This is a genomic window from Pseudomonas sp. HB05, assembly GCF_016756915.1.
Classification (GTDB): domain Bacteria; phylum Pseudomonadota; class Gammaproteobacteria; order Pseudomonadales; family Pseudomonadaceae; genus Aquipseudomonas; species Aquipseudomonas alvandae.
Window position 1 is genome coordinate 67,073 of record NZ_JAESPG010000001.1, and the last position, 24,637, is coordinate 91,709.

At 59.8% G+C, this 24,637-nt stretch carries 27 protein-coding genes; 15 read left to right on the forward strand and 12 right to left on the reverse strand.

What is annotated here, in order from left to right; genetic code table 11:
* The 3 genes from JMN22_RS00310 to JMN22_RS00320 form a co-directional block, all read right to left on the reverse strand.
* Entirely contained in the window at positions 1-645 is a 645-nt protein-coding gene (locus tag JMN22_RS00310; protein WP_030138989.1) for a thiol:disulfide interchange protein DsbA/DsbL, read from the reverse strand.
* A gap of 197 nt (positions 646-842) precedes the next feature.
* On the reverse strand, positions 843-1,454 hold the full coding sequence (locus tag JMN22_RS00315; RefSeq protein ID WP_030138990.1) for a c-type cytochrome: 612 nt from the start codon (positions 1,452-1,454) through the stop codon (positions 843-845).
* A gap of 46 nt (positions 1,455-1,500) precedes the next feature.
* The gene (locus JMN22_RS00320; RefSeq protein ID WP_030138991.1) at positions 1,501-1,791 is read right to left on the reverse strand and encodes a c-type cytochrome; all 291 of its coding nucleotides are present in this window, start codon (positions 1,789-1,791) and stop codon (positions 1,501-1,503) included.
* Positions 1,792-1,982: 191 nt separating this feature from the next.
* Between JMN22_RS00320 and yihA the strand changes: the two genes are divergently transcribed.
* The gene (gene yihA / locus JMN22_RS00325) at positions 1,983-2,624 is read left to right on the forward strand and encodes a ribosome biogenesis GTP-binding protein YihA/YsxC (protein ID WP_030138992.1); all 642 of its coding nucleotides are present in this window, start codon (positions 1,983-1,985) and stop codon (positions 2,622-2,624) included.
* Positions 2,625-2,905: 281 nt separating this feature from the next.
* Here the strand turns inward: yihA and polA are convergent, their stop codons facing one another.
* Positions 2,906-5,674: a DNA polymerase I gene (gene polA / locus JMN22_RS00330; protein ID WP_198796123.1), complete on the reverse strand. Its 2,769-nt coding sequence runs from the start codon at positions 5,672-5,674 to the stop codon at positions 2,906-2,908.
* Between the two features lie 74 nt (positions 5,675-5,748).
* On the opposite strand from polA, the gene JMN22_RS00335 reads away from it, so the two are divergent.
* Together JMN22_RS00335 and JMN22_RS00340 are read left to right on the forward strand one after the other, a co-directional pair.
* Complete coding sequence (locus tag JMN22_RS00335) at positions 5,749-6,036, forward strand: DUF2782 domain-containing protein (protein ID WP_030138994.1); 288 nt, start codon at positions 5,749-5,751, stop codon at positions 6,034-6,036.
* Between the two features lie 59 nt (positions 6,037-6,095).
* Positions 6,096-7,046, forward strand: coding sequence for a homoserine kinase (locus JMN22_RS00340; RefSeq protein ID WP_198796124.1), 951 nt, complete (start codon positions 6,096-6,098; stop codon positions 7,044-7,046).
* Positions 7,047-7,180: 134 nt separating this feature from the next.
* On the opposite strand, the gene znuA is transcribed toward JMN22_RS00340, so the two are convergent.
* Complete coding sequence (znuA, locus tag JMN22_RS00345; RefSeq protein WP_198796125.1) at positions 7,181-8,110, reverse strand: zinc ABC transporter substrate-binding protein ZnuA; 930 nt, start codon at positions 8,108-8,110, stop codon at positions 7,181-7,183.
* A gap of 66 nt (positions 8,111-8,176) precedes the next feature.
* Between znuA and zur the strand changes: the two genes are divergently transcribed.
* From zur to JMN22_RS00365, 4 genes are read left to right on the forward strand one after another with little or no spacing between them, the layout of a single operon-like run.
* The gene (gene zur, locus JMN22_RS00350; RefSeq protein WP_198796126.1) at positions 8,177-8,659 is read left to right on the forward strand and encodes a zinc uptake transcriptional repressor Zur; all 483 of its coding nucleotides are present in this window, start codon (positions 8,177-8,179) and stop codon (positions 8,657-8,659) included.
* Positions 8,659-9,441 (forward strand): zinc ABC transporter ATP-binding protein ZnuC, encoded by a 783-nt coding sequence (gene znuC, locus JMN22_RS00355; protein WP_198796127.1) that lies wholly within the window; start codon positions 8,659-8,661, stop codon positions 9,439-9,441. Before zur ends, znuC begins: the two co-directional genes overlap by 1 nt.
* A complete protein-coding gene (znuB, locus tag JMN22_RS00360; RefSeq protein WP_030138998.1) occupies positions 9,434-10,222 on the forward strand; it encodes a zinc ABC transporter permease subunit ZnuB in 789 nt (262 codons plus the stop codon). Before znuC ends, znuB begins: the two co-directional genes overlap by 8 nt.
* A gap of 37 nt (positions 10,223-10,259) precedes the next feature.
* Positions 10,260-10,973: a PA5502 family lipoprotein gene (locus JMN22_RS00365; protein ID WP_030138999.1), complete on the forward strand. Its 714-nt coding sequence runs from the start codon at positions 10,260-10,262 to the stop codon at positions 10,971-10,973.
* A gap of 105 nt (positions 10,974-11,078) precedes the next feature.
* Here JMN22_RS00365 and katE read toward each other — a convergent pair whose 3' ends face one another.
* Positions 11,079-13,214 (reverse strand): catalase HPII, encoded by a 2,136-nt coding sequence (gene katE / locus JMN22_RS00370; protein WP_198796128.1) that lies wholly within the window; start codon positions 13,212-13,214, stop codon positions 11,079-11,081.
* Between the two features lie 266 nt (positions 13,215-13,480).
* On the opposite strand from katE, the gene JMN22_RS00375 reads away from it, so the two are divergent.
* From JMN22_RS00375 to JMN22_RS00390, 4 genes are all read left to right on the forward strand, one after another.
* On the forward strand, positions 13,481-14,488 hold the full coding sequence (locus tag JMN22_RS00375) for a methionine ABC transporter ATP-binding protein (protein ID WP_198796129.1): 1,008 nt from the start codon (positions 13,481-13,483) through the stop codon (positions 14,486-14,488).
* Positions 14,488-15,150: a methionine ABC transporter permease gene (locus JMN22_RS00380; RefSeq protein WP_030139002.1), complete on the forward strand. Its 663-nt coding sequence runs from the start codon at positions 14,488-14,490 to the stop codon at positions 15,148-15,150. The genes JMN22_RS00375 and JMN22_RS00380 overlap by 1 nt, the downstream gene beginning before the upstream one ends.
* Positions 15,151-15,227: 77 nt before the next feature.
* Positions 15,228-15,998 (forward strand): MetQ/NlpA family ABC transporter substrate-binding protein, encoded by a 771-nt coding sequence (locus JMN22_RS00385; protein ID WP_030139003.1) that lies wholly within the window; start codon positions 15,228-15,230, stop codon positions 15,996-15,998.
* Between the two features lie 178 nt (positions 15,999-16,176).
* Positions 16,177-16,551 carry a lysozyme inhibitor LprI family protein gene (locus JMN22_RS00390; protein ID WP_033062452.1) on the forward strand — a complete coding sequence of 125 codons (375 nt, stop codon included), beginning with the start codon at positions 16,177-16,179 and terminating at the stop codon, positions 16,549-16,551.
* 79 nt (positions 16,552-16,630) lie between these two features.
* Here the strand turns inward: JMN22_RS00390 and JMN22_RS00395 are convergent, their stop codons facing one another.
* On the reverse strand, positions 16,631-17,281 hold the full coding sequence (locus JMN22_RS00395; protein WP_030139005.1) for a glutathione S-transferase: 651 nt from the start codon (positions 17,279-17,281) through the stop codon (positions 16,631-16,633).
* A gap of 196 nt (positions 17,282-17,477) precedes the next feature.
* Between JMN22_RS00395 and JMN22_RS00400 the strand changes: the two genes are divergently transcribed.
* Both JMN22_RS00400 and JMN22_RS00405 read left to right on the forward strand, forming a co-directional pair.
* The gene (locus tag JMN22_RS00400; protein WP_030139006.1) at positions 17,478-18,041 is read left to right on the forward strand and encodes a TetR/AcrR family transcriptional regulator; all 564 of its coding nucleotides are present in this window, start codon (positions 17,478-17,480) and stop codon (positions 18,039-18,041) included.
* Positions 18,042-18,179: 138 nt separating this feature from the next.
* Positions 18,180-19,304 carry a GGDEF domain-containing protein gene (locus tag JMN22_RS00405; RefSeq protein ID WP_198796225.1) on the forward strand — a complete coding sequence of 375 codons (1,125 nt, stop codon included), beginning with the start codon at positions 18,180-18,182 and terminating at the stop codon, positions 19,302-19,304.
* A gap of 58 nt (positions 19,305-19,362) precedes the next feature.
* Here JMN22_RS00405 and JMN22_RS00410 read toward each other — a convergent pair whose 3' ends face one another.
* The gene (locus JMN22_RS00410) at positions 19,363-19,728 is read right to left on the reverse strand and encodes an NIPSNAP family protein (protein WP_198796130.1); all 366 of its coding nucleotides are present in this window, start codon (positions 19,726-19,728) and stop codon (positions 19,363-19,365) included.
* A gap of 397 nt (positions 19,729-20,125) precedes the next feature.
* On the opposite strand from JMN22_RS00410, the gene JMN22_RS00415 reads away from it, so the two are divergent.
* Positions 20,126-20,545, forward strand: coding sequence for an organic hydroperoxide resistance protein (locus JMN22_RS00415; protein ID WP_198796131.1), 420 nt, complete (start codon positions 20,126-20,128; stop codon positions 20,543-20,545).
* Positions 20,546-20,578: 33 nt separating this feature from the next.
* Positions 20,579-20,947: a hypothetical protein gene (locus tag JMN22_RS00420; protein ID WP_030139010.1), complete on the forward strand. Its 369-nt coding sequence runs from the start codon at positions 20,579-20,581 to the stop codon at positions 20,945-20,947.
* A gap of 116 nt (positions 20,948-21,063) precedes the next feature.
* On the opposite strand, the gene JMN22_RS00425 is transcribed toward JMN22_RS00420, so the two are convergent.
* From JMN22_RS00425 to JMN22_RS00440, 4 genes are all read right to left on the reverse strand, one after another.
* Positions 21,064-21,852: an SDR family NAD(P)-dependent oxidoreductase gene (locus JMN22_RS00425; protein WP_030139011.1), complete on the reverse strand. Its 789-nt coding sequence runs from the start codon at positions 21,850-21,852 to the stop codon at positions 21,064-21,066.
* 365 nt (positions 21,853-22,217) lie between these two features.
* Positions 22,218-22,943: a hypothetical protein gene (locus tag JMN22_RS00430; protein WP_198796132.1), complete on the reverse strand. Its 726-nt coding sequence runs from the start codon at positions 22,941-22,943 to the stop codon at positions 22,218-22,220.
* Positions 22,944-23,084: 141 nt separating this feature from the next.
* Positions 23,085-23,972 carry a lysophospholipid acyltransferase gene (locus JMN22_RS00435; RefSeq protein WP_198796133.1) on the reverse strand — a complete coding sequence of 296 codons (888 nt, stop codon included), beginning with the start codon at positions 23,970-23,972 and terminating at the stop codon, positions 23,085-23,087.
* Between the two features lie 43 nt (positions 23,973-24,015).
* Positions 24,016-24,573 carry a DNA-3-methyladenine glycosylase I gene (locus tag JMN22_RS00440; protein WP_030139014.1) on the reverse strand — a complete coding sequence of 186 codons (558 nt, stop codon included), beginning with the start codon at positions 24,571-24,573 and terminating at the stop codon, positions 24,016-24,018.
* Positions 24,574-24,637 lie beyond the last annotated feature (64 nt).

Here is a 24,637-nt window from a genome sequence, read left to right on the forward strand (position 1 = left end):
TTAGTTGGCAGCGGTCTTGGTCGCCGCCCGCTCTTTGGCGATCAGCTTGTCGGCCAGTTGCAGTGCTTCGTTCGCGCCGCCAGCGGAGCCGATGTCAAAGCGGTATTTGCCATTGACGATCATGGTCGGTACGCCAGTGATTTCGTATTTCTTCGCCAGCTCACGAGCCTTTTTGATCTGCCCCTGGATAGCAAAGGAGTCAAACGTGGCCAGGAACTTGTCCTTGTCGACGCCCTGGGTCGCGAGGAACTCGGCCATGTCTTCTTTCTTGGTCAGCTTCTTGCCTTCTTTCTGGATCGCATTGAACACCGCTGCGTGAACCTGGTGCTCGACGCCCATGGCTTCGAGGGTCAGGAACATCTGGCCGTGGGCGTCCCATGGGCCGCCGAACATGGCCGGAATGCGCACGAAGTTCACGTCCGAAGGCAGTTTTTCAACCCATGGGTTGATGACTGGCTCGAACGCATAGCAATGCGGGCAACCGTACCAGAACAGTTCCACCACTTCGATCTTGCCAGGCACAGCCACCGGAACGGGGTTGGTCAACTCGACGTAAGGGGCCTTCGATTCCTCGGCGTTGGCTTGGGCAGCCATGCCGAACAGGCTGGCGGCGACGAGCGCGGCGCTGATGATCAGATTACGCATGCTTTACTCCTGGACAATGAGGTGGCCTCGCGAGACCTGTTTCTAAGACAGACCGTGGCGGGTTCAAGTTCGCTAGTGTAACGGCAGCGGCCACAAAAAAGGGCGGCCAAAGCCACCCTTTTGATGTTTGCATCGACAGATTAATCGAGTGTTAACGTTGCGGGGAATGCAAACCTCACAACGCCTGGCCAACGGTCTTAATGCAGACCCTGGATATAACTCGACACAGCGGCGATGTCTTCGTCGCTCAGCTTGCGCGCGATGGTGCGCATGGTCATCGCGTCGCCGTCGTTGGCACGACCACCTTCTTCCTTGCGGAAATCGGTCAATTGCTTGGTGACGTATTGCGCGTGCTGGCCGCCCAGGTGTGGGAAGCCTGCGGCGGCGTTGCCGCTGCCATTCGGCGAGTGGCAGCCGGTGCAGGCGGGCAGGCCCTTGTCCAGGTCGCCGCCGCGGAACAGCGCTTCACCGCGAGCCACGAGTTTTGGATCAGCGGCGCCGACGCTGCCCTTCTGGCTGGCGAAATAAGCGGCGATGTCCGACAGGTCCTGATCGCTCAGGTTGGTCAGCAGGCCGGTCATTTCCAGGACGACACGCTTGCCGTCCTTGATGTCATGCAATTGCTTGGTCAGATAACGCTCGCCCTGGCCCGCCAGTTTCGGAAAGTTGGGCGCCATGCTGTTGCCATCCGGGCCGTGGCAGGCCCCGCATACGGCCGCTTTTGCCTGGCCGGCGGCGGCATCGCCTGCGGCGTGGGCTACGCCGGACATCCCCAAGGTCAACAGCAGACTCACGATCAGTTTGTTCATCAGCTAATCCAACTACGGCTAAGGGTTAAAGAGTTATGGACCGGGTTTACTCGCTCATCCACTGGATGATGGCTTGGTAATCCTCGGCACTGCAGTCCATGCACAAACCACGCGGCGGCATCGCCTTGAAACCCTGGGTCACGTGTTGCACCAGCGTCCCCATACCTTTCGCCAACCTTGGCGTCCAAGCTTCCCGGTCACCCTTGCGGGGTGCCGTGGGCAGTTGGCCGGAATGACAAGCACCACAAACACGGTTGTACACAGCTTCCGGATCCTGTGTAGCCTGAGCGCTGTAAAGCGGCATCAAGACACCGGCAGCTAGCAGCCATTTCGTCATAAAACGACCTTTTCAGGGTTGAGAGCGAGCTGCGTTCTAGTGCGCAATTTCGGTCGGTCGCTCCCGTGAGCCTCATCCTACGCTGGGACAAAGCGCACACAAAATCTGCGGCATTATATACTGGCGTCACTGAAACGGAAACGACACAGCTTGCCGCGTCCATTCCCGACGCCGCCCACATCGGAAATCCCATGCAACTGAAGAACCCTATCCTCGGCCTGTGCCAACAGTCCACCTTCATGCTCAGCGCTGCCAAAGTCGATCAATGCCCTGACGACGAAGGCTTCGAAGTGGCTTTCGCCGGGCGTTCCAACGCCGGTAAGTCCAGCGCGCTGAACACCCTGACCCATGCGAGCCTGGCCCGTACTTCGAAAACTCCGGGCCGCACACAGCTCTTGAACTTCTTCAAGCTAGACGATGAACGCCGTTTGGTCGACCTGCCCGGCTACGGTTATGCCAAGGTGCCGATTCCGCTCAAGCAGCACTGGCAACGCCACCTGGAAGCCTACCTGGGCAGCCGAGAAAGCTTGAAGGGTTTGATTCTGATGATGGACATCCGCCATCCGATGACTGACTTCGACTTGCTGATGCTCGATTGGGCAGTCGCCAGCGGCATGCCGATGCACATTCTGCTGACCAAAGCCGACAAACTCACCTACGGCGCCGCGAAGAACACGCTGCTCAAGGTGCAGTCGGAGATTCGCAAGGGCTGGGGCGATACGATCACCATCCAGTTGTTCTCGGCCCCCAAGCGCATGGGGTTGGAAGAAGCCTACACGGTGCTGGCCGACTGGATGGAGCTGGCGGACAAGGGCAGCGACGCGGCTGAATAAGCCAAATCGCAGGCAAAAAAAACCCCGGACTTCGTATGGGGAGGGGGAAGTTCGGGGTCCAAGTTCCGGACCGCTAGGGCGGGGTCCAGATATCTGCCAACACTTAACACAACATAGGAGCATTGAAGGGCTTCACCAGCCATTCAGAATCTCTGAGTGGGATTTCACGGGTTTAGTTCAGATTTTTTTGGAAATAACTGTAGGAACTTTCAGAGCTGATGCTCCCGACGCTGCATTGCGGTGACTCCCTCGCCACAAGAGCACTCGACCTAGGTTTGCGATCAGTGCGCCTCATCCCAGTTATTGCCCACACCTACTTCTACCAACAGCGGCACGTCCAGCGTGGCGGCGGCGCTCATGTGCTGGCGGATTTCCCCGCTCACCTGATCGACCAGGTCTTCGCGCACTTCCAGGACCAGTTCGTCGTGGACCTGCAGGATCACCTTCGCATCCAGCCCTGAGGTCGCCAGCCAGCGATCCACGGCCACCATGGCTTTCTTGATGATGTCAGCCGCGGTGCCTTGCATCGGCGCGTTGATGGCGGTGCGCTCGGCGCCTTTGCGCAGGGCCGGGTTCTTCGCGTTGATGTCCGGCAGGTACAAGCGACGACCGAAAATGGTTTCGACGAAACCTTGCTCGGCCGCCTGGGCGCGGGTGCGCTCCATGTATTCCAGCACACCCGGGTAACGGGCGAAGTAGCGGTCGATGTAGGCCTGGGACTGCTTGCGATCAACGCCGATCTGCTTGGCCAGGCCAAACGCGCTCATGCCGTAGATCAAGCCGAAGTTGATCGCCTTGGCGCTGCGACGCTGATCATGGGTGACGGCTTGCAGTTCGACGCCGAACACTTCGGCGGCGGTGGCACGGTGCACATCCAGGTCGTTGCGGAACGCATGGAGCAGACCTTCATCCTTGGCCAGGTGCGCCATGATCCGCAGCTCGATCTGCGAATAGTCCGCCGCCAGCAGCTTGTAGCCTTTCGGCGCGACGAAGGCCTGGCGGATGCGCCGACCTTCGGCCGTGCGGATCGGAATGTTCTGCAGGTTCGGGTCGATGGACGACAGGCGTCCGGTCGCAGCGACGGCTTGCTGGTAGTTGGTATGGACGCGTCCGGTGCGGCTGTTGATCTGCTCCGGCAGGCGATCGGTGTAGGTGCTCTTGAGCTTGCTCAGCGAGCGGTACTGCATCAGCACCTTGGGCAGCGGGTAATCCTGTTCCGCCAGCTCGGCGAGCACCGCTTCGGCGGTGGACGCCTGGCCCTTGGCGGTTTTGCTGAGCACCGGCAGGCCAAGTTTTTCGTACAGGATGACGCCCAATTGCTTCGGCGAGCCCAGGTTGAATTCCTCGCCGGCAATGGCAAACGCCTCACGCTCCAACGCCACCAGTTTCTCGCCCAACTCGACACTCTGCGCGCCCAGCAGGTTGGCATCGACCAGCGCCCCTTGGCGCTCGATCCGCGCCAGGACCGGCATCAATGGCATTTCAATCTCGCTGAGTACCTTGCCCAGGCTCGGCGTGGCGGCCAGTTTTTCCTGCAAGGCCTGGTGCAGGCGGAAAGTTACGTCGGCGTCTTCGGCGGCATAAGGCCCCGCCAGCTCCAGGGATATCTGGTCGAAGGTCAGTTGCTTGACGCCTTTGCCCGCGATGTCCTGGAAGTCGGTCTTGCTTTGGCCCAGGTACTTGAGCGCCAGGCTGTCCATGTCGTGGCGAGTCGCGGTGGAATCCAGCACGTAGGATTCAAGCATGGTATCGAAGGCAATGCCTTGGACCAGGATGCCGTTGTCTTGGTCGCCACCGATGGCGCAGTTGGCCAGGATATTGGTTTCGAACTTGGCGTGCTGGCCGACCTTGAGCTTGTTCGGATCTTCCAGCAGCGGCTTGAGCGCCTTGAGCACCGTGTCGCGGTCCAACTGCTCGGGCACGCCCATGTAGGAATGCGTCAGCGGGATATACGCCGCTTCGAAAGGCGCCACGGCAAACGACAACCCAACGAGTTGCGAGTGCTGGGCATCGCCTCCGTTGGTTTCGGTGACGAAGGCAAACAGCGGCGCCTTGTCGAGTTTCGCCAGCCACGCGTCGAAGCGCGCCTGGTCAAGGATGACTTCGTACTTGGCCTCGGCAGCGCCGGGCTGTTCTTCGGCAACTTCGACGATCTCCTGGCCGGCACGCTTGGCGTCCCGCTGGTTTTCTTCAAACCAGCTCTTGAACTCCAGCAAGGTGTAAAGCTCGGCCAGTTTCTCGTGATCCGGCGCGCCCATCTGCAGGTCGTCGAGGCCGACATCCAGCGGCACGTCGGTCTTGATGGTCGCCAGCTCATAGGAGAGGAAGGCCATTTCCTTGTGCTCTTCGAGCTTGGCGGCCAGGGTCTTGGCACCGCGAATTGGCAGCGTGGCGACAATATCCAGCTGTGAATACAGTTCGGTCAGGCCGCCATTGACGCCCACCAGCAGGCCGGAAGCGGTCTTCGGCCCGATGCCCGGAACGCCCGGGATGTTGTCGGACGAATCGCCCATCAACGCCAGGTAATCGATGATCTGCTCCGGAGCGACGCCAAACTTCTCCTTCACGCCAGCCACGTCCAAGGCGCTACCGGTCATCGTGTTGACCAAGGTAATGTGCCCATCGACCAACTGCGCCATGTCCTTGTCGCCGGTGGAGATCACCACCGGACGGTCAGCCGCCGCGCTGCTGCGCGCCAGGGTGCCGATCACGTCATCGGCCTCGACGTTGTCCACGCACAGCAGCGGGAAGCCCAGGGCCTTGACGCTGGCGTGCAGCGGCTCGATCTGCACCCGCATGTCGTCGGGCATGCTCGGGCGATTAGCCTTGTATTCGGCGTACAGCGCATCGCGAAACGTCCCACCCTTGGCGTCGAACACCACGGCGAACGGACTGTCCGGGTACTGCTTGCGCAGACTCTTGAGCATGTTCAGCACGCCCTTGACCGCGCCTGTCGGCAGGCCTTTGGACGTGGTCAGCGGCGGCAGCGCGTGAAAGGCGCGGTACAGATAAGAAGAACCGTCCACCAGGACGAGGGGGGCTTGGCTCATGAGCAGGATCAACCTTTTCGGCGGGTCCAAGGCTAGAATAGCGGGACCGTTGACGACAAAGGGACAAGGTTATCATGCGTACACTAAATCGCCTGTTACTCGCTGGCTTGTTTGCATTCACCCCGATAGCCGTCATGGCGGCGGACGACGCACCCTCGGCGGACCCGGATGTCACCATCCGCACCGAAGGCGACAAAACCATCCAGGAATATCGGCAAAACGGCTTTCTGTACGCGATCAAGGTCACGCCCAAGAACGGCAAGCCTTATTTCCTGGTACGCGCCGACGGCACTGATGCAAACTTCATCCGCTCGGACCAGCCGGATATGCTGATCCCTTCGTGGAAAATCTTTGAGTGGTGATGCCGCTCCCGACTTCAACCGGCGCCCGCTGAAGGGCGCCCGTACTGGCAGTTTTAACCATGTCTGTGTTCACGCCCCTGGCTCGGCCCGAGCTGGAAACCTTTCTCGCCCCTTATGGGCTTGGCCGTCTACTTGATTTCCAGGGGATTGCTGCCGGCAGCGAAAACACCAATTTTTTCATCAGCCTGGAGCAGGGTGAATTCGTCCTGACCCTGGTCGAACGTGGCCCGGTGCAGGAAATGCCGTTCTTCATCGAACTGCTGGACGTTCTGCACGACGCCAATCTGCCGGTGCCTTACGCCTTGCGTACGACAGACGGCGTTGCGCTGCGGGAACTGGCGGGCAAACCGGCGCTGCTGCAACCGCGCCTGGCCGGCAAGCACATCAAGCAGGCCAACGCCCAGCACTGCGCCCAGGTCGGCGAATTGCTCGCGCATCTGCACTTGGCGACCAAGGACAACATGATCAAACGCAAGACCGATCGTGGCCTGGACTGGATGGAGGAGGAGGGCGGCAAACTGCTGTCGCACCTTGATACCGAGCCACGTCAGTTGCTGGAAGCTGCGCTGGAGGAAATTTCGCTGAAGAAAGTCGGCATCCTGGCGCTGCCCCGGGCCAACATCCATGCAGACCTGTTCCGTGACAACGCGATGTTCGAGGGCACGCACCTGACCGGACTGATCGACTTTTACAACGCCTGCTCCGGGCCGATGCTGTACGACGTCGCCATCGCATTGAATGACTGGTGTTCGGATGACGACGGTGTGCTCGATGGCCCACGGGCGAGGGCATTGCTGGGCGCCTATGCGGCGCTACGGCCGTTCACCGCCGCCGAGGCGCAATTGTGGCCGACCATGCTGCGTGTGGCATGCGTGCGGTTCTGGTTGTCGCGGCTGATCGCCGCCGAGTCGTTCGCTGGTCAGGATGTGTTGATCCACGATCCGATGGAATTCCAGCAGCGGTTGGCGCAGCGGCAGAAGGTCCACGCGTTGTTGCCTTTCGCCCTATAACAGCAGGCGACGCGAAGGCTTTTGTGGCGAGGGAGCTTGCTCCCGCTCGGTTGCGCAGCGACCGCAAGATTTTTAGGGCCGCTTCGCAGCCCAGCGGGAGCAAGCTCCCTCGCCACAGGTTCTGCGTTGACAGGCTATAGCGACTCCAAACACCCCGCCAAATCATTCCCCAACTTCTCCAACAACTGCTCATACCCCTGCGCCGTCGCCGGGGTGTAGCCACCCAGCGCGTCCAGCTCCGCCAGTTTCACCGGCAACCCGGCCACCAGGGTTTCGGCCAGGCGCGGGCGCAACGGTGGTTCGCTGAAGACGCAGGTCTTGCCCACCGCCTGCAAGCGCGTGCGCATGGCCGCCACGTGCTGGGCGCCGGGCTGGACTTCGGCGGCCACGGCGAACACCCCGGCGTGCTTGAGTCCATAGTTGTCTTCGAAATAATCGAATGCTTCATGGAAGACGAAATACGGCTTGCCCGCGATCCCGGCCAAGCGTGTCTTGAGGCGCGCGTCCAAGGCATCGAGGCGCTGGTTGAAACCCTTGAGGTTGCTTTGATAACGGGCAGAATTCGCCGGATCCGCTGCGCTCAGGTCAGCCGCCATCCTGGCGGCGATCACGCGCGCATTGTGCGGCGACAGCCACAGGTGGGCATCCACGGTGCCGGGGCGATGATCATGATCGTGCTCATCGCCGCCATCGTCATGATCTTCGTGGGACGCGCTGTCCTCGGCGAAATGACGCAACGTGAGCCCCGGTAGGTCCTGCACCGCAACCGATGGCAACGTACGACCGTTCAGCACACGCGGTAGGAAACCTTCCATGTCCGGCCCGATCCAGTACAGCAGGTCCACCGATTGCACCTTGCGCACATCGGAGGGCCGCAACGCGTAGTGATGGGGCGAAGCGCCCGGCGGCAGCAGCACTTCCGGAACGGCCACGCCGTCCTGCACGGCGGCGGCAATCAATTGCAACGGCTTGATGCTGGTGAGCACCTTGACGTCGGCCTGGGCCGAGCCAATCAGCAGGAAACTTGCGACAAAAGCGACAAAGAGCGAAAAAAATCGGGACACGATGACCACTCGAAGAGGCGAGACCGGGTAACATAATAACGTCTCTCACTGAACACGTCGCTGCCCATGCCTATTACACCCCTTGCCAGTCGTCCCCATGATCACTCCCACTGCGTGCACAGCGCGCTGTCCGAGGCCGATGCCATTTGCGCGCGCCAAGGGTTGCGCCTGACGGCCCTGCGTCGGCGGGTGCTGGAATTGGTCTGGCAAAGCCACAAACCGCTGGGCGCCTACGACATCCTCGCCGTGCTCAGCGAGCAGGATGGCCGTCGTGCCGCGCCGCCAACCGTCTACCGTGCCCTGGATTTCCTCCTGGAAAATGGCCTGGTGCATCGCATTTCGTCGCTGAACGCCTTCGTCGGCTGCAACCATCCGGAACACGCCCACCAAGGCCAGTTCCTGATCTGCCGCGATTGCCACGCCGCCATCGAGCTGGAACAGAAATCCATCAGCGATGCGATCGTCGCGAGCGCCAAGGACGTCGGCTTCGTGGTCGACACCCAGACCGTCGAAGTGGTCGGCCTCTGCTCCGGCTGCCAGGGGGCCTGATGAGCAACGCGCTGATCCGCCTCGAGCAGGTGGCCGTGACGTTCGCCGGGCAGAACGTGCTGGATAATATCCATTTAAGCGTCGAACCGGGGCAGATCGTGACGTTGATCGGCCCCAACGGTGCCGGCAAGACCACCCTGGTGCGCGCCGTGCTGGGGCTGCTCAAGCCGGACAGCGGTAGCGTGTGGCGCAAGCCTCGGTTGCGCGTCGGTTACATGCCGCAAAAACTCCATGTCGATCCAACGTTGCCGCTGTCAGTCCTGCGGTTCCTGCGTTTAGTGCCGGGCGTGGATCGTGAACGCGCCTTGGCAGCGCTGAAAGAAGTCGGCGCCGAGCAGGTGATCGACAGCCCGGTCCAGAGTGTTTCCGGCGGCGAGATGCAGCGGGTATTACTGGCCCGTGCCCTGTTGCGCGAGCCCGAACTGCTGGTGCTCGACGAGCCGGTGCAAGGGGTCGACGTAGCCGGACAGGCCGACCTGTACAGCTTGATTACCCGTTTGCGCGACCGCCATGGCTGCGGCGTGTTGATGGTGTCCCACGACCTTCACCTGGTCATGAGCACCACCGACCAGGTGGTCTGCCTGAACCGTCACGTCTGCTGTTCCGGGCATCCTGAACAGGTCAGCGGCGATCCGGCTTTCGTCGAGCTGTTCGGAAAGAACGCACAGAGCCTGGCGATTTATCATCACCACCATGACCATGCCCATGACCTGCACGGTTCGGTGGTCAACGCCCCTTCTGCTTCAAAACATGTTCATGGAGACGGCTGCAAGCATGGCTGATTTTCTGTTGTACGCCCTGCTTGCAGGCTTGGCGCTCGCGCTGGTGGCCGGTCCACTGGGGTCGTTCGTGGTCTGGCGGCGCATGGCCTATTTCGGCGACACCTTGTCCCACGCGGCGCTGCTTGGCGTGGCCATGGGTTTTCTGCTGGACGTCAGCCCGGCCATCGCGGTGACGGTTGGCTGCCTGCTGCTGGCGGTGGTGCTGGTGACCTTGCAACAACGCCAGCCGCTGGCGTCCGACACGCTGCTGGGCATCCTGGCGCCGAGCACGCTGTCGCTCGGGCTGGTAGTGCTGAGCTTCATGCGGGACGTGCGGATCGACCTGATGGCCTATCTGTTCGGCGACTTGCTGGCGATCAGTCCGACGGACCTTGCCTGGATCCTCGGCGGCAGCGCGGCGGTGCTGCTGTTGCTGGTGGCGCTGTGGCGTCCGTTGCTGGCGGTCACCGTCCATGAAGAGCTGGCGCGAGTCGAAGGTTTGCCCGTGGTGGGCCTGCGCTTGGCACTGATGCTGTTGATCGCGGTGGTCATCGCCGTGGCGATGAAAATCGTCGGTGTCTTGCTGATTACCTCATTGCTGATCATTCCTGCGGCTGCGGCACAGCGTCACGCCCGCTCACCCGAGCAGATGGCCTTGGGTGCGAGCCTGCTGGGCATGCTCGCGGTGTGTGGCGGGCTGGCGCTGTCCTGGTTCAAGGACACCCCGGCCGGCCCATCGATCGTGGTCAGCGCCGCTGCGTTGTTTCTGCTGAGTTTTGTCCTGCCCCGTCGAGGGGTGTAGACTTGCTCGCTTTTTGCGCAAATAGAGAGTCGCAGGAATGAAGCCGTTCGCCTCCCGTTATCTGCTCCTTGTCGCGTTTTCCCTGCTGCTGGGTGCCTGCCAGAGCACGCCGCCAGTCGTCGAGGCCCCTGATACAAGGGCTCCGGCCATCGCCCAGCTCGAACAAAGCCTGGCCAGCAATGAGCTGGCCACCGCTGAAGACCAATTGGCCGCTTTGCAAAGCCAGGCGCCCGAAGATCGCTCGCTGGAGCCCTACCAACGGCAACTGGCCGAGGCGTACCTGCGCCGCAGCCAGATCGATCTGCAAAAAGGCGATGTAAACGCCGCCGCCACTGCCCTGAGCCGTGCCCGGGCGTTGATGCCAAAGGCTCCAGCGCTGACCGGCGAAGTCAACAGTGCCATTGCCGAGGCCCGCAAGGCCGAGCTGGATAAAGCCGAAGCAGACCTCAAGGCTGCCGAAGCAAAACCCGTCGCCAAGGTGATCGACCCGAGCGCGCCGAGCACCACCGTTGCGCTTAACCTCGCTGATATACAGCAAATGCGTCGGCAATTAGACGCCATCGCCGCCGATGTGGTGAGTTATCAGTGTGACGTCAGCATCCAGGCGCCACGCACCAATGACTATCCATGGCTGGCGACGTTGCTGACAAAGCGGGTCAAGAAGCTTGATCCGGGGTTTGACTTGAAACTGCAGAAGCAGATTTTGCGCAGTGTGCCGGCACAGCTGGTGCTGACGCCGCGTAAGCCCTAAAAGCATCGCGAGCAAGCTCGCTCCCACAGTGGTTTGTGTCGATCACGAAACCCCATGTGGGAGCGAGCTTGCTCGCGATAGCGCCCTACCAGACAACAAATCTCTTTAGGCCGGAACCGCCTTGGCCTTCGGCTCCCGCGCCCAAACCCGATGCTGGGCAATCGCCGCAAAAAACCGCGAAAAACCGCTCGCATCCGCATCTTCGATCAACCCCGCATCCACCTCCAGCTTCAACTCCACCAACAGCTGCCGGGCCTCACCATGAAGCCCAATGGCTTTCAGATGCTTGTAGGCCTCCAGCACGTAATGCAACGCCACGCCGTCGCGACTCAAGGCCTTGATCGACTCCGCACCGCCCGGCACGAACACCGCGTCAAAGGCAATCGACGGCAGGCCTTCCATGGACGCATCCACCGCCAGCGTCTGCCCATCCGCCGTGGCGACCGGCGCCGAGGTCGGCCCCAGCACTTTGGCGTGGGCACCTTCGGCCTCCAGGGCTTGCTTGAGTGCATCAATGATCGACCCATCAACACCGTTGGCGACCAATACCGCCACTTTGCGCGTCTTGATGTCGCCAGAGAGCAGGTTCGCCTGGCTCAGGGCGGGGGATTGCTCCAGCGATGGCGTCGGAACATCAACCGTACCGGCGATCGGTGCCGGCAAGCCAAGGTTCTTGGCAACTCGCCCGGCCAGTTCCAGGTCGATGTTGGCGAGGATCTCGTTCACCTGCCGCGCCCGGATGAATTCACGCTCCACTTTTCCCAGTTCAAAGCTGTAGGCCGCAATGATGTGTTCTTTTTCGTGGGGGCTCATGCTTTTGTAAAACAGCCGTGCCTGGGAGAAATGATCGCCAAACGAATCGCTGCGCTGGCGAATCTTGTGAGCGTCGATACGCTCCGGATAGCTTTCAAAACCGCCATCCTGTGGGCCGGGCGGCGTCTCTTTTGGCCAACCGCCATCGATGGAGTTCGGCTCGTAGGACGCGCGTCCCTTGTCGATGGTTGTGCGGTGCATGGCATCCCGCTGGCCGTTGTGCACGGGCGTGATCGCGCGATTGATCGGCAACTCATGAAAATTCGGCCCACCGAGTCGGCTGATCTGCGTATCGGTGTAGGAAAACAGCCGGCCTTGCAGCAACGGATCATTGGTGAAATCAATGCCCGGCACGATATGCCCGGGGCAGAACGCAACCTGCTCGACTTCGGCGAAGAAATTATCCGGGTTACGGTTCAGCACCATCTTGCCCAGCGGCGTGATGGGCACCAGCTCTTCGGGAATAATCTTGGTCGGGTCGAGCAGGTCGAAGTCGAACTTGTGCTCGTCTTCCTCGGCAACGATTTGCACACCGAATTCCCATTCCGGGTAATCGCCCATCTCGATGGACTCCCAGAGGTCGCGACGGTGGTAGTCGGTATCCTTGCCTGCAAGCTTCTGGGCTTCGTCCCACACCAAGGAACAGGTCCCAGCCTTGGGTCGCCAGTGGAATTTGACGAAGCTGCTCAGGCCTTCGGCGTTGATCATGCGGAAGGTGTGCACGCCAAAACCCTGCATGGTGCGCAGGCTTTTTGGAATGGCCCGGTCAGACATCGCCCAAATCACCATGTGAGCCGATTCCGGCACCAGTGAGACAAAATCCCAGAACGTGTCGTGGGCCGAGCCGCCGGTGGGAATCTCGTTGTGGGGCTCGGGTTTAACCGCGTGGACGAAGTCTGGAAACTTCACCGCGTCCTGGATGAAAAACACCGGCATGTTATTGCCCACCAGGTCGAAGTTGCCTTCGTCGGTGAAGAACTTCACGGCAAAGCCACGCACGTCCCGCACGGTGTCACCGGAACCCCGCGGACCTTGCACAGTGGAAAAACGCACGAACACTGGCGTCTTTTTACTCGGGTCCTGTAGGAAACCGGCCTTGGTCAGGGCCGAATGCGCTTCATAGCTTTGGAAATAACCATGGGCGCCAGTCCCGCGGGCATGAACGATGCGCTCCGGGATGCGTTCGTGGTCAAAGTGCGTGATTTTCTCACGCATGATGAAATCTTCCAGCAGCGACGGCCCACGCGCACCCGCCCGGAGCGTGTTCTGGTTATCAGCGATTTTTACGCCCTGGTTGGTACGCAACGCCTGTTCGGTGGCGTCGGAGCGAAACTGCTCCAGGCTCTCGAGTTTGGCGTTGGTATTGCTGCGGTCCAGGGTATCGGTCCCGGCCAATTGGCTGGGGCCGGCAGGTTTGTTAATGCTCATCAGGCATGACTCCTCGTTGCGATCCCCGCCATGGCCAGGACCCATGAGTTCGATGCGCCAGGCACGGCACCTGGGCATGTTTTGAGTTGCTTAATGAGTGACCGATGGCGTTTCGCTGTGTTCCTTTTATCTGTCCTTTGATCGCCTTATTGCCAAATCACTGGTTCATTCTCAAATAAATGCTAAGAACCTCTATACGGACAGGCTAAAATGCGCGCCCGGCTAACCGCTGATCCTTTTTCAACGCGCCCCACAAGGTTCGCTACGTGATCGAGTTTCAAAATGTTCATAAAACCTACCGAGTCGCCGGTAGGGATATCCCCGCCCTGCATCCGACCAGTCTGACGATTGAGAACGGCCAGGTCTTCGGCCTGATTGGCCATTCCGGTGCAGGAAAAAGTACCCTGCTGCGCCTGATCAATCGCCTTGAAGATTCCACGGGCGGAAAGATCATCGTCGACGGTGAAGAAGTCACCGCCCTGGACGCCAGCGGCCTGCGCCGCTTCCGCCAGCAAGTAGGAATGATTTTCCAGCACTTCAACCTGCTGGCGTCCAAGACCGTGGCCGACAACGTCGCGCTGCCGCTGACGCTGGCTGGTGAATTGTCCCGCAGCGAAATAGACCAACGCGTCGCCGAGCTGCTGGCGCGGGTAGGGCTGTCCGACCACGCCCGCAAATACCCGGCGCAACTGTCCGGCGGCCAGAAGCAGCGCGTCGGCATCGCCCGCGCCTTGGCGACCAAACCCAAGATCCTGCTGTGCGACGAGGCCACCAGCGCCCTCGACCCGCAGACCACCGCTTCGGTGCTGCAACTGCTGGCGGAGATCAACCGCGAGCTGAAGCTGACCATCGTGCTGATCACCCATGAAATGGACGTGATCCGCCGCGTTTGCGACCAAGTGGCCGTGATGGATGCCGGCGTGATCGTCGAGCAAGGCCCGGTGGCCGAGGTGTTCCTGCATCCGAAGCACCCGACCACCAAGCGTTTTGTCCAGGAAGACGAGCAGATCGACGAAAGCGAACAGCGCGACGATTTCGCCCACGTCCCAGGGCGTATCGTGCGTCTGACGTTCCAGGGCGAAGCGACCTACGCGCCATTGCTCGGCACCGTCGCCCGGGAAACCGGTGTGGACTACAGCATCCTGGCCGGTCGCATCGACCGCATCAAAGACACCCCCTACGGGCAACTGACCCTCGCCATCACCGGCGGTGACATGGAGGCGGCATTCGCCCGCTTCACCGCGGCCGATGTCCACATGGAGGTGCTGCGCTGATGGAATTTTTTGCAAACGTCGACTGGCTGGAAATCTGGCTGGCAACCGGCGACACCTTCCTTATGCTGTTCGGCTCGCTGCTGTTCACCGTCCTGCTCGGCTTGCCCCTGGGCGTGTTGCTGTTCCTCTGCAGCCCGCGCCAACTGCTCGAAGCCCGCGGCGTCTATGCGCTGCTGTCGCTGATCGTGAACATCCTGCGCTCGCTGCCGTTCATCATCCTGTTGATCGTGATGATCCCGTTCACGGTGTTGATCACCGGCACCTCCCTAGGCGTGGCCGGCGCGATCCCACCGCTGGTGGTCGGCGCCACACCGTTCTTCGCCCGCCTGGTGGAAACCGCCTTGCGCGAAGTCGACCGCGGCATCATCGAAGCGACCCAAGCCATGGGCGCGACCACGCGGCAGATCATCGTCAACGCCTTGCTGCCGGAAGCCCGCCCGGGCATTTTTGCAGCGATTACGGTGACAGCGATTACGCTGGTGTCCTACACGGCCATGGCCGGTGTGGTCGGCGCCGGTGGTCTGGGCGACCTGGCAATCCGCTTCGGCTACCAGCGTTTCCAGACCGACGTCATGGTCGTCACCGTGGTGTTGCTGCTGGTGCTGGTTCAGGTCCTGCAAACCGTGGGCGACAAGCTGGTTGTGCATTTCTCTAGAAAATAAGGCCTCGCGCCCATAAACATGAGCCGGCCATTCGCTGGCAGGCGCCGAGAGCAGGCGCCTCAAAAGGAGTTAGCTGAATGAAAAAACTACTGGTTGCCTTCGCTGCCGCCGCCGCGTTCTCCGCCCACGCCGACACCCTGACCGTCGCGGCCACGCCCGTGCCCCACGCGGAAATCCTCGAATTCGTCAAACCGGCGTTGGCGAAGGAAGGCGTGGATTTGAAGGTCAAAGTCTTCACCGACTATATCCAGCCGAACGTGCAGGTCGCGGAAAAGCGCCTGGACGCCAACTTCTTCCAGCACCAGCCGTACCTGGATGAGTTCAACAAGGCCAAGGGCACGCATCTGGTGAGCGTGGCCGGCGTGCACCTGGAACCCCTGGGTGCTTATTCCAGCAAGTACAAGGCACTGACCGAATTGCCGGGCGGCGCTAACGTGGTGATCCCGAACGACGCTACCAATGGCGGTCGTGCGCTGTTGTTGCTGGCTAAGGCTGGGATTATCAAGCTGAAGGACTCGGGCAACATCCTGTCCACTACCAAGGACATCGTTGAGAACCCAAAGGATCTGAAATTCCGTGAGCTGGAAGCGGCGACTATCCCGCGGGTGCTGACCCAGGTGGATCTGGCGTTGATCAATACCAACTATGCGTTGGAGGCCAAGCTTGATCCTTCCAAGGATGCGTTGGTGATTGAAGGTAACGACTCGCCTTATGTGAACATCCTGGTGGCTCGTGAGGATGACAAGGACAGTGAGGCGATGAAGAAGCTGGTCGCCGCGCTGCATACGCCGGAAGTGAAGGCTTTTATTCTTGAGAAGTACAAAGGCGCGGTTTTGCCGGCGTTTTGAGCTGATTGGGTGTGAAAAGAACGGGGCTGCGTGGGAACGCAGGCCCGTTTTTTTTTGCAGCGTTTGTCCATCGTTCGGGCCGAATAAACCCTGGGATCTGCTTCATTGTTCCACAACCCTCATGATAAATTCGCGCCGCGACCTCTAATCAATAGAGGGCATTCAGGGAGAGAAGTAAGTGATCAAGTCTTTGTTGGTTGGGGCATTGCTGGCAATGGCATCCGCATCGGCGTCTGCGATGAGTTGCGACAACCCTAGGAACGCCTATGACAGAACCTATTGCGCGTCGCTGAAAATGGTTCAGTCGGATCAGGACATCAATGATCAATACAAGAAGACGATGAGTGCCCTGAACCCGGATCAAAAGAAAAAGGTGAAAGCCGCTCAAATCCAGTGGATCAAAAATCGTGACAGCGCCTGCTCCAACGATGGCCTGCTCTACCTGGACTGCGCCAATGAGAAGACCGAGGCGCGTATCGTCATACTCAAGGCTGTGGAGCGCGAGTGCCGTGCTGCCGGTTGCGACGACGCCAAGCTGTCGCAAGTCGAGTAATCCGATAAGCACGTCGAACTTGCAGTCGTACCCACGAAGAACCCGACGTAAAGCGTCGGGTTTTTCTTTTTTATCAGCGCTACGCGGCGCCACGCTCGACCATCGCGCGCCATGCCCGGACGCTGGGGCGCTCCTGCATCCTGGCGTGCCAGGCTCGAAGTGCTAGGCACTCTCCAGGCACGGGGAGCTGCACCAGCGAGGCGAAGATCATCCCGCCCAGTACCGCAATGTCTGCCATCGAGAATTTCTCGCCCGCCACAAAGGGCTGGTCTTTGAGCAGGCTGTCGAAATAGCGCATGCCTCTGATCGCCTTGTCGCGCATCCGGCCGCCCCACTCGGCGTTCTGGTACAGCTCGACATCTGGGCCGAGGCCCGGCGTGGCATGGTGGAAGTACACACTGACGGCGTCGAGAAATTCGAGCTCGGCACGCTTGGTCATCATGTGGATAAGGCCTTTTTCCAGAGGCGTTTCGCCCGTCAGCGTCGGTTCGCCGACGAGGCTATCCAGGTATTGGGTAATCGCCGTGCATTCGGCGATCAGCGTCCCATCGTTCAGCTCCAGCACGGGCAGTGTCCCGGAGTAATTGATGGCGAGGAATTCCGGTTTCTTGTGCTCACCGGTCCAGAGATTCACCGGAATGAATTCGATTTTCGGCAACAAGCCTTTTTCCGCCAGTGCAATGCGCACGCGGGCGGGGTAGGGGCCGTTGAACCAATCGTAGATTTTCATTTCAGGAACCGTTGAAACGTCAGCGCGCTGTTGTGAAGAAGACATGATTCGATCACCTGCCTGTCAATTGGTAGGTAAAAGATTGAGCTGATATTTTAACCGCGTCAATCCCCTACCTGACAATTGGCAGGTAAGCGGATCCGGGCGTAGAATCGCGTCCAACTGACGGAATCAAATCTCGAAACGAGGCGGTAACGTGAACGAAAATGCTCGAGAAGCCATCTTGGCGGCAGCGAAATCCGCTGCCCAACTGCACGGTTACAGTGGGATCAATTTCCGTAGCATTGCCGAAGCGGTGGGCATCAAGAACGCCAGCATTTACTACCACTTTCCGAGCAAGGCCGGGCTGGCTGCCGCGGTTGCCGAGCGCTACTGGCAAGACGTGCAGCAGGTGCTTGAAGGGATACGCGCCGCCAACCCCGAGCCGAAGGCGTGCGTTCAGTTGTATCCATCCATTTTTCGAAAGTCGCTTGAGGACGGGAACAGGCTATGTCTGTCCAGCTTCATGGCCGCCGAATACGAAGATCTTCCCGATGAAGTCTTGCGGGAGATCCGCGCGTTTGCGGACGTTAACGTGACATGGCTTGCCCAGGTGTTGGCCGATGTCGAAGTGGGCAGCGCGGCAGAATGTGAGCGCCGAGCCCGTGCCATCTACACCGCTGTTGCGGGTGCCCAGTTGATCGCGCGGACTCGGGCGGATGTCGGTCTGTACGATGATTTGATATTGAGTTACCGGGAGACAGGGTTGATTCCAGCCTGATCCTGGTTGTCGTCAGGAAGGAATGGTTGGGGCGTCTGACGTTTTGCTAAATCCCCTCGCCACAGTAATTCAGTTGTTTGCATTGGTGGCAGGGTGCCACAATCGCCGTTTTCGTTGCGTCACGATCAGGTGGATCAAATGGATGGCCCAAGATCTCGGAACGGCCAGGATTGCTTCATAGCCGAGCAAGTGCGAACTGACCGACTGCAACAACTGTTTCGCCAATCCGTTTCTGCGGTTTTCGGCAGTTACCTGGCTGCCATCATGCTGAGCTGGCTGTGTTGGGATCGGTTTGAGCACAGCGTTATTTTTTGGTGGCTGGCCATCCTGACCGCATCGACACTGTTGCGTATCGCAATGTTCGTTGCCTATTTCCGCAGCGACGAAAGTAAGCGCACGCCTCAACGTTGGGAGCGCAAATACTGGATCACACTGGTGTTATCCGCCGGTATCTGGGGCGGCGGCGCGTTTGTGATCATGCCGGCGGACGATCTGTTGTCCCAGGCATTGGTCATGCTCTTTACGGTCGGGATGTCCGTCAGCGCGGTGTCCTGCTACTCGGCCTACCGCGATATGACCCTGGTCTCCATTGGCCTGGTGCTGTTTCCCTGCACCGCCTGGCTGCTGTTTCAACCGTCCTCGATTCAAGTCGGCATGGCCCTTTCGATCCTGGTGTTTGCGGCCTTTGCGGCCCGCGCCACGCACAAGATGTCCCAGGCACTGGAAATCGCCTTTCGTCTTACTCGCGAAATGGAACAGGCGAACAGCATTTCGACCCGTGCCGCACAAACCGATGAACTGACCGGCCTGAAGAGTCGGCGGGCTTTTTTCGAGCATGCCCAGCAACTCTACAACGAGTGCAAGAGCAAACGATTGGGGTTGTGTGCGGTCATGTTGGACATGGATCACTTCAAGCACATCAACGACACCTACGGCCATCAGGTGGGGGATCAGGTTTTGCGCGAGGTGGGGGTGGTGATCAGTTCGTCGTTTCGGGCAACCGATATCCACGGGCGGCTCGGCGGGGAAGAGTTCGCCATTCTGCTTCCGGACACTTCCATCGAAGTCGCTACCCAGATTGCAGAACAGCTCATCGATACGATCGCGGGTTTGATGATCGAGCCTGTCCACGGCATATCGGCCAGCCTCGGCGTCGCATCGACGGGGGCCTGTAATAAGGATCTTCACAGCTTGATGAACGATGCGGATAAGGCCCTGTATCGAGCGAAGGCGTTGGGGCGTAATCGAGTGGCTGTCGCTTAGTCGGGTTGATTTGTATTAACAGTCGGAATTTGACTGGGCCTGCCTTTGTCGATGTCGGCTACGCGGATCGAGCTCCGGCTCCAGACAGGTCTACGGAAGCTCTGATGGCATCAATTGCGTCTTGAGCGAGCGCCATAACGATCGTTGTACTGGTTTCAATCCGACTGATGATGTCTTCTCTCGGACCCTGCTTCCAGGCAACGCTTGCGTAAAAAACTGCTTGAGATACCTGGCGATGGCTTTCGCTTTCATAGGAGCGAATCAGGTGATAGTTGTCACTATCATGTAATGAGCAGCCATAAGAAACGACATCCATGCCCGCCTCCAGGTGAAGCGGAACACTGACATTCTGCATTACTTTGTGAAAATCCAATCCCGATCCTGGCCTCAAGGTGTACGTCAGGATTTCAATAATTCGAGTCATTCCAAATCTTCCATGTGGCATTTCCACGGGAGCATCCGCGCAGCTCAGCTTACGCCATCAGGGCGAGTTGCGTTACGGCACGCGTTGGACGATCGAGAAGCCCATCATCGGTGCGAATTTCCCTCCCTTTGAGAGCCTGCAATTGCGCGGGTCCTGCTGATTCCCCAGGCGCGTCCTTCCCCTGGCCTCACCTCGCGGCTCACGCGGGCTGGCGATATTGCAAAGCCTAAAAATAAATTTCCTTTCATATCAACTGGTTAATTCAAAGACGAAAAATTTTTCAAAATTTATCTTGCGCGCTAATTATTCATCCGTTAACTTTATCGCAACTGGTTAGCGCGCAAACATTTAGCGCAAACCAAAACAACTCAAACCCATCAGCAAAAGAGGAAACACCATGAACGTTCTCTACACCGCAGTCGCAACCTCCACCGGTGGCCGTGATGGCCGTGCTGTTTCCAGCGACAAGATTCTCGACGTGAAACTGGCCACTCCAAAAGCCCTGGGCGGCGCCGGTGGTGAAGCCACCAACCCTGAGCAGTTGTTCGCCGCCGGCTACTCGGCCTGCTTCATCGGCGCGTTGAAATTTGTCGCCAGCCAGAGCAAACGTAGCATTCCGGCTGACGCCTCGATCACGGCCCACGTCGGCATCGGCCAGATCCCTGGTGGTTTCGGTCTGGACATCGACCTGCACATCAGCCTGCCAGGCCTGGATCAAGCCGATGCCCAAGCGCTGGTCGATGCGGCTCACCAGGTTTGCCCGTACTCCAACGCGACACGCGGCAACGTCGAAGTCCGTTTGCACGTCACCGTCTAACTCACTCTATCTACGAATAAAAAGGATCAGGACATGAACACTCTCGGCAAAACACTCATTGGCTCGCTTCTGGCACTGTCCCTCGGCAATGCGTTCGCGACTTCCTATGTTCAACCTACGTTCGCCGAGGGTGGCTCGGATCGACTGATCGAGAACCGTGTCGCTGAAGGCGGCTCGGATCGACTGATCGAAAACCGTGTAGCCGAAGGTGGCTCGGATCGACTGATCGAAAACCGCGTAGCCGAAGGTGGCTCGGATCGACTGATCGAAAGCCGTGTAGCCGAAGGTGGCTCGGATCGACTGATCGAAAATCGTGTAGCCGAAGGTGGCTCGGATCGACTGATCGAAAATCGCGTAGCCGAGGGCGGTTCGGACCGACTGATGGAAAATAGAGTGGGCTAAACAATCCCTCCACCGCCCCAAGAGCTGGTCGAATCAACCCATGTTGTTTCCAGCCACAAACGCCGCTTATCTCTCACGAGGAAGCGGCGTTTTTTTTTGCAACATGTTCCGGGGTCCTAAACGATGCTATCCACCACACCGCCATCGACACGCAGTGCCGCGCCAGTGGTGGCCGAGGCCTGTTCCGAGCTGGCGTAGATGATCATGTTGGCGACTTCCTCGACGCGCGCCGCGCGCTGGATGATCGAGGTGCTGCGATGCTCGTTGACGAAATCTGCCGCGACCTTTTCCAGGCTTTCCCCGCTGCGCTCGACGTCGGCCTGGAGCATCTGGGCAACGCCTTCGGAAAGCGTCGGCCCCGGCAACACCGAGTTCACCGTCACGCCCGTGCCAGCGAGGCGCTTGGCCAGGCCACGAGCGATTGAAAGTTGGGCGGTTTTGGTGAAGCCGTAGTGGATCATGTCGGCAGGAATGTTCACGCCCGATTCCGACGAGATAAACACAATCCGCCCCCAACCGCGCTCGACCATGCCCTGCGCATAGGCCCTGGAAACACGCACGCCGGACATTACGTTGGTTTCGAAGAAGCGCTGCCACTCACTGTCCGGCGTTTCGAAGAAGTCTTCCTGTTTGAAAATGCCCAAGTTGTTGATGACGATATCGAAGCTGGGGTGCTGGGCGATGAGTGCCTGGCAGCCAGGCGCGTGACTGAGATCACCGACAAAGCCAGTCGCCCTTGAAGCAAGGGCGCCCAAGCGCTGCAGCGCGTCCTCCACACTGCTCTCGCTGCGACCGTTGATAACCACTTGAGCGCCAGCTTCAAGGAAGCCTTTGGCAGTCGCGAAACCGATACCGCTGGTGGACCCGGTGACCAGGACATGACGTCCGGTGAAATCGATATTCATGAGGGGACTCCTTGATTAACGAACCAGAGGAAGTGCGATATTTCTGGCTGAACGGTCGTCCGACGGATCTAGAAAGGCTTTGCCGTCCAACGTCGCCGATATCGCAGGCCCTTAATCATGGACACGATTGAGGCTTTGCGCCTCTTTGTGACGGTCTTTTCCGCGGATGCCCGTTGCTACTTCCTTGGCAGGTTGGGGAACAAGCAAGGTTAGGGCATCAGCCGACATCGATGTGAAGTTGCCGGCCTCTTCGCGAGCAAGCTCGCTCCCACAGGGTTGGTGGGGGTTCTTGGTCATGGGGAGGGGCTGCTGCGCAGCCCAGCGGGAGCAAGCTCCCTCGCCACGGGGTTCGGTCGACCCAGCTTTCAGGCTTGCGCGCTGAATCGCTGCGCAGCACGCCGCTCAAGCATTGCGGCTTCCGTCTCTCGCGTCGCCCGTTCGCCTTTGTACGCCAGTTGGTTGAAAAACAACCCGTCCGAAAACTCCTGGGGAGGGACCGAGCCGGCGCGTTTGAGCATCGGCGCCAGATCGATGGTGCTGGCGAAGTTTTCCTGGGTCAGGTTGTAGCGGCCCAGGTAACTGCCGGACCAGGGCGAGTCGGCGTCGACCATGTCGATAGAGGCGTCACGGAACGCAACGGCGGCGGCTTTCAGGTCAGTGGACTCATTGAGCAGATCGGTCAGCCGCTGGGTGTCCGCGCTGCTGAGTTGGCCGGCCGTGTCGAGCACCTTCAGGCGGCCATCGGCCTCGACGGTGAAGCCATATTTCTTGCCGGCCAGGTCCGGATGGGTTGCCGACAGCATTGACTGGAACGTCTCGAAAGAGCTTCTCAGGGTGTTTTTCGCGCTCTCGGTAATCGCGGCGAATCGAGGGAAGTCTGGCGATTGGGAGCGACCGATCCAGGTTTCGATGATGACCGGCGATTGCACCATGGTCTGGGTTTCTTCACTGGGGTGAAAGATCGCTGCAGGGCCGGCACTTGTCAGCTGCTTTACGGCGTCCGCAGGAGGATTGGTTACCAGCTTCTGGTCGGAGCGGGTGAGGTTAGTGTTGGCGGGGGAGATAGCGGCAGAGCTAACAGAGAATTCCATTTCATCGGTCCATGATTGGCGGATACATCGGGTTATCGACAACCGGAGACCGAGCTTTAGGGGCGGGGGCTGCTGCGCAGCCCAGCGGGAGCAAGCTTCCTCGCCACAATCAGGATCCTTGCCGGATTTAATGCCCTGCCTTCAGTACCACCGCGCCTCGCCCGGCGGGCGTTTCTTGAAGCGTTTCATGCTCCACATGTACTGGCTCGGGTAGGCGCGTACGTAACGCTCGACCACCTTGCTCATGGCGGCGCAGGCGGTTTCGGTGTCGGTGCTGTACATCTCGTCCGGGGCGGCTTCGAGGATGACTTTGTAACCCGAGCCGTCCGGCAGGCGTAGGGCGTGGAGGAACACGCCGACTGCTTTACCGCCAGCGAGCATGTTCGGCACGAACTTGCTGGTCAGGGCCTGGGTGGCGAAGAAGGGCACGAAGATACCGGCGGATTCGGACGGTTCCGGGTCGGCGGGGATGCCCACTTGGCCGCCTTTGCGCACTTCCTTGATGACGCTGAGGATGCCTTCCTTGGTCGACGCCGCGACTTTGTTGCCCAACTGTACGCGTTGCTTTTGCAGCAGTTCATCTACCGCCTTGAGCTTGGGCGGACGGTAGAAAATGATCGGTTTGCACTGGCTGCAATAGAAGTGGTTGAGCACTTCCCAGTTGCCCAGGTGGCTGGTGATGCCGACCACGCCTTTGCCGGAGGCCAAGGCTTCTTTCAGCACCTCCAGGCCTTCGACTTCGCGCACCAGTTCGATGGAGCGCTGGGCCGGCCAGATCCAGGCGCAGGCGCTTTCGGTCAGGGATTTGCCGATGTCCTTGAGGCTCTGGCCTACCAGGCGCTCGCGCTCGGCCGGGTCCATCTCGGGAAAGCATTTGGCAAGGTTGATCCGCACCACGTCGCGGGAACGGTTGGGCAATTTCCACATGAGCCAGCCGATGGCCGAGCCCACCGCTTGCACCGCTCGCCAGGGCAGCAGCGCAAACAACCGCAGAGCGCCGACCAGCAAGGCGCCTTTCAACTTATCCACAGGTCACTCCTGAATGTATGGGCCGTGTTGCGAGCCGGCTATTCTAACCACCGTTTACCAACTCGGCGTAGCGGTCACAGTCCTGGGTGTGGTCCATGACCATGCCGGAGGCCTGCATCAAGGCGTAGCAGATGGTTGGCCCGACGAAGGTGAACCCGGCTTTCTTCAAGCCTTTGCTCATCGCCAGCGCCTCGGGCGTAATGGCCGGCACTTCGGTGCGATCCTTGAAATGATTGATGATGGGTTTATCGCCGACGAACGACCAGAGGAACGCCACCGGGTCTTCCAGCGCCAGCCAGGCCTGGGCATTGCGGCGGGCGGCCTTGAGCTTGAGACGGTTGCGGATGATGCCGGGGTCGAGCATCAGCTCATCGATTTCCGCGTCACTCATTTGCGCCACGCGCTGCACGTCGAAGCCGTACAACACTTCCCGGTAGCGCTCGCGTTTGCGCAAAACGGTGATCCAGGACAGCCCGGCCTGGAACCCTTCGAGCAAAAGCAACTCGAACAAACCCTGCGCATCGCGCAGCGGCGTGCCCCACTCCTGATCGTGATAAGCCATGTACAAAGGATCGTCAGAACACCAAAAGCAGCGTGGCATAAGGCTCCAGGGGGCGTGCGCACGAACGAATCGGGTATACTCCCGCTCTTTAAATCGCAGCCCA

Bases quoted from the DNA above. Each gene is read 5' to 3' on its own strand.
- JMN22_RS00310 (WP_030138989.1), bottom strand. From the start codon at position 645: ATGCGTAATCTGATCATCAGCGCCGCGCTCGTCGCCGCCAGCCTGTTC.
- JMN22_RS00315 (WP_030138990.1), bottom strand. From the start codon at position 1,454: ATGAACAAACTGATCGTGAGTCTGCTGTTGACCTTGGGGATGTCCGGC.
- JMN22_RS00320 (WP_030138991.1), bottom strand. From the start codon at position 1,791: ATGACGAAATGGCTGCTAGCTGCCGGTGTCTTGATGCCGCTTTACAGC.
- yihA (WP_030138992.1), top strand. From the start codon at position 1,983: ATGCAACTGAAGAACCCTATCCTCGGCCTGTGCCAACAGTCCACCTTC.
- polA (WP_198796123.1), bottom strand. From the start codon at position 5,674: ATGAGCCAAGCCCCCCTCGTCCTGGTGGACGGTTCTTCTTATCTGTAC.
- JMN22_RS00335 (WP_030138994.1), top strand. From the start codon at position 5,749: ATGCGTACACTAAATCGCCTGTTACTCGCTGGCTTGTTTGCATTCACC.
- JMN22_RS00340 (WP_198796124.1), top strand. From the start codon at position 6,096: ATGTCTGTGTTCACGCCCCTGGCTCGGCCCGAGCTGGAAACCTTTCTC.
- zur (WP_198796126.1), top strand. From the start codon at position 8,177: ATGCCTATTACACCCCTTGCCAGTCGTCCCCATGATCACTCCCACTGC.
- znuC (WP_198796127.1), top strand. From the start codon at position 8,659: ATGAGCAACGCGCTGATCCGCCTCGAGCAGGTGGCCGTGACGTTCGCC.
- znuB (WP_030138998.1), top strand. From the start codon at position 9,434: ATGGCTGATTTTCTGTTGTACGCCCTGCTTGCAGGCTTGGCGCTCGCG.
- JMN22_RS00365 (WP_030138999.1), top strand. From the start codon at position 10,260: ATGAAGCCGTTCGCCTCCCGTTATCTGCTCCTTGTCGCGTTTTCCCTG.
- katE (WP_198796128.1), bottom strand. From the start codon at position 13,214: ATGAGCATTAACAAACCTGCCGGCCCCAGCCAATTGGCCGGGACCGAT.
- JMN22_RS00380 (WP_030139002.1), top strand. From the start codon at position 14,488: ATGGAATTTTTTGCAAACGTCGACTGGCTGGAAATCTGGCTGGCAACC.
- JMN22_RS00385 (WP_030139003.1), top strand. From the start codon at position 15,228: ATGAAAAAACTACTGGTTGCCTTCGCTGCCGCCGCCGCGTTCTCCGCC.
- JMN22_RS00395 (WP_030139005.1), bottom strand. From the start codon at position 17,281: ATGAAAATCTACGATTGGTTCAACGGCCCCTACCCCGCCCGCGTGCGC.
- JMN22_RS00405 (WP_198796225.1), top strand. From the start codon at position 18,180: ATGGATGGCCCAAGATCTCGGAACGGCCAGGATTGCTTCATAGCCGAG.
- JMN22_RS00410 (WP_198796130.1), bottom strand. From the start codon at position 19,728: ATGACTCGAATTATTGAAATCCTGACGTACACCTTGAGGCCAGGATCG.
- JMN22_RS00415 (WP_198796131.1), top strand. From the start codon at position 20,126: ATGAACGTTCTCTACACCGCAGTCGCAACCTCCACCGGTGGCCGTGAT.
- JMN22_RS00420 (WP_030139010.1), top strand. From the start codon at position 20,579: ATGAACACTCTCGGCAAAACACTCATTGGCTCGCTTCTGGCACTGTCC.
- JMN22_RS00425 (WP_030139011.1), bottom strand. From the start codon at position 21,852: ATGAATATCGATTTCACCGGACGTCATGTCCTGGTCACCGGGTCCACC.
- JMN22_RS00430 (WP_198796132.1), bottom strand. From the start codon at position 22,943: ATGGAATTCTCTGTTAGCTCTGCCGCTATCTCCCCCGCCAACACTAAC.
- JMN22_RS00440 (WP_030139014.1), bottom strand. From the start codon at position 24,573: ATGCCACGCTGCTTTTGGTGTTCTGACGATCCTTTGTACATGGCTTAT.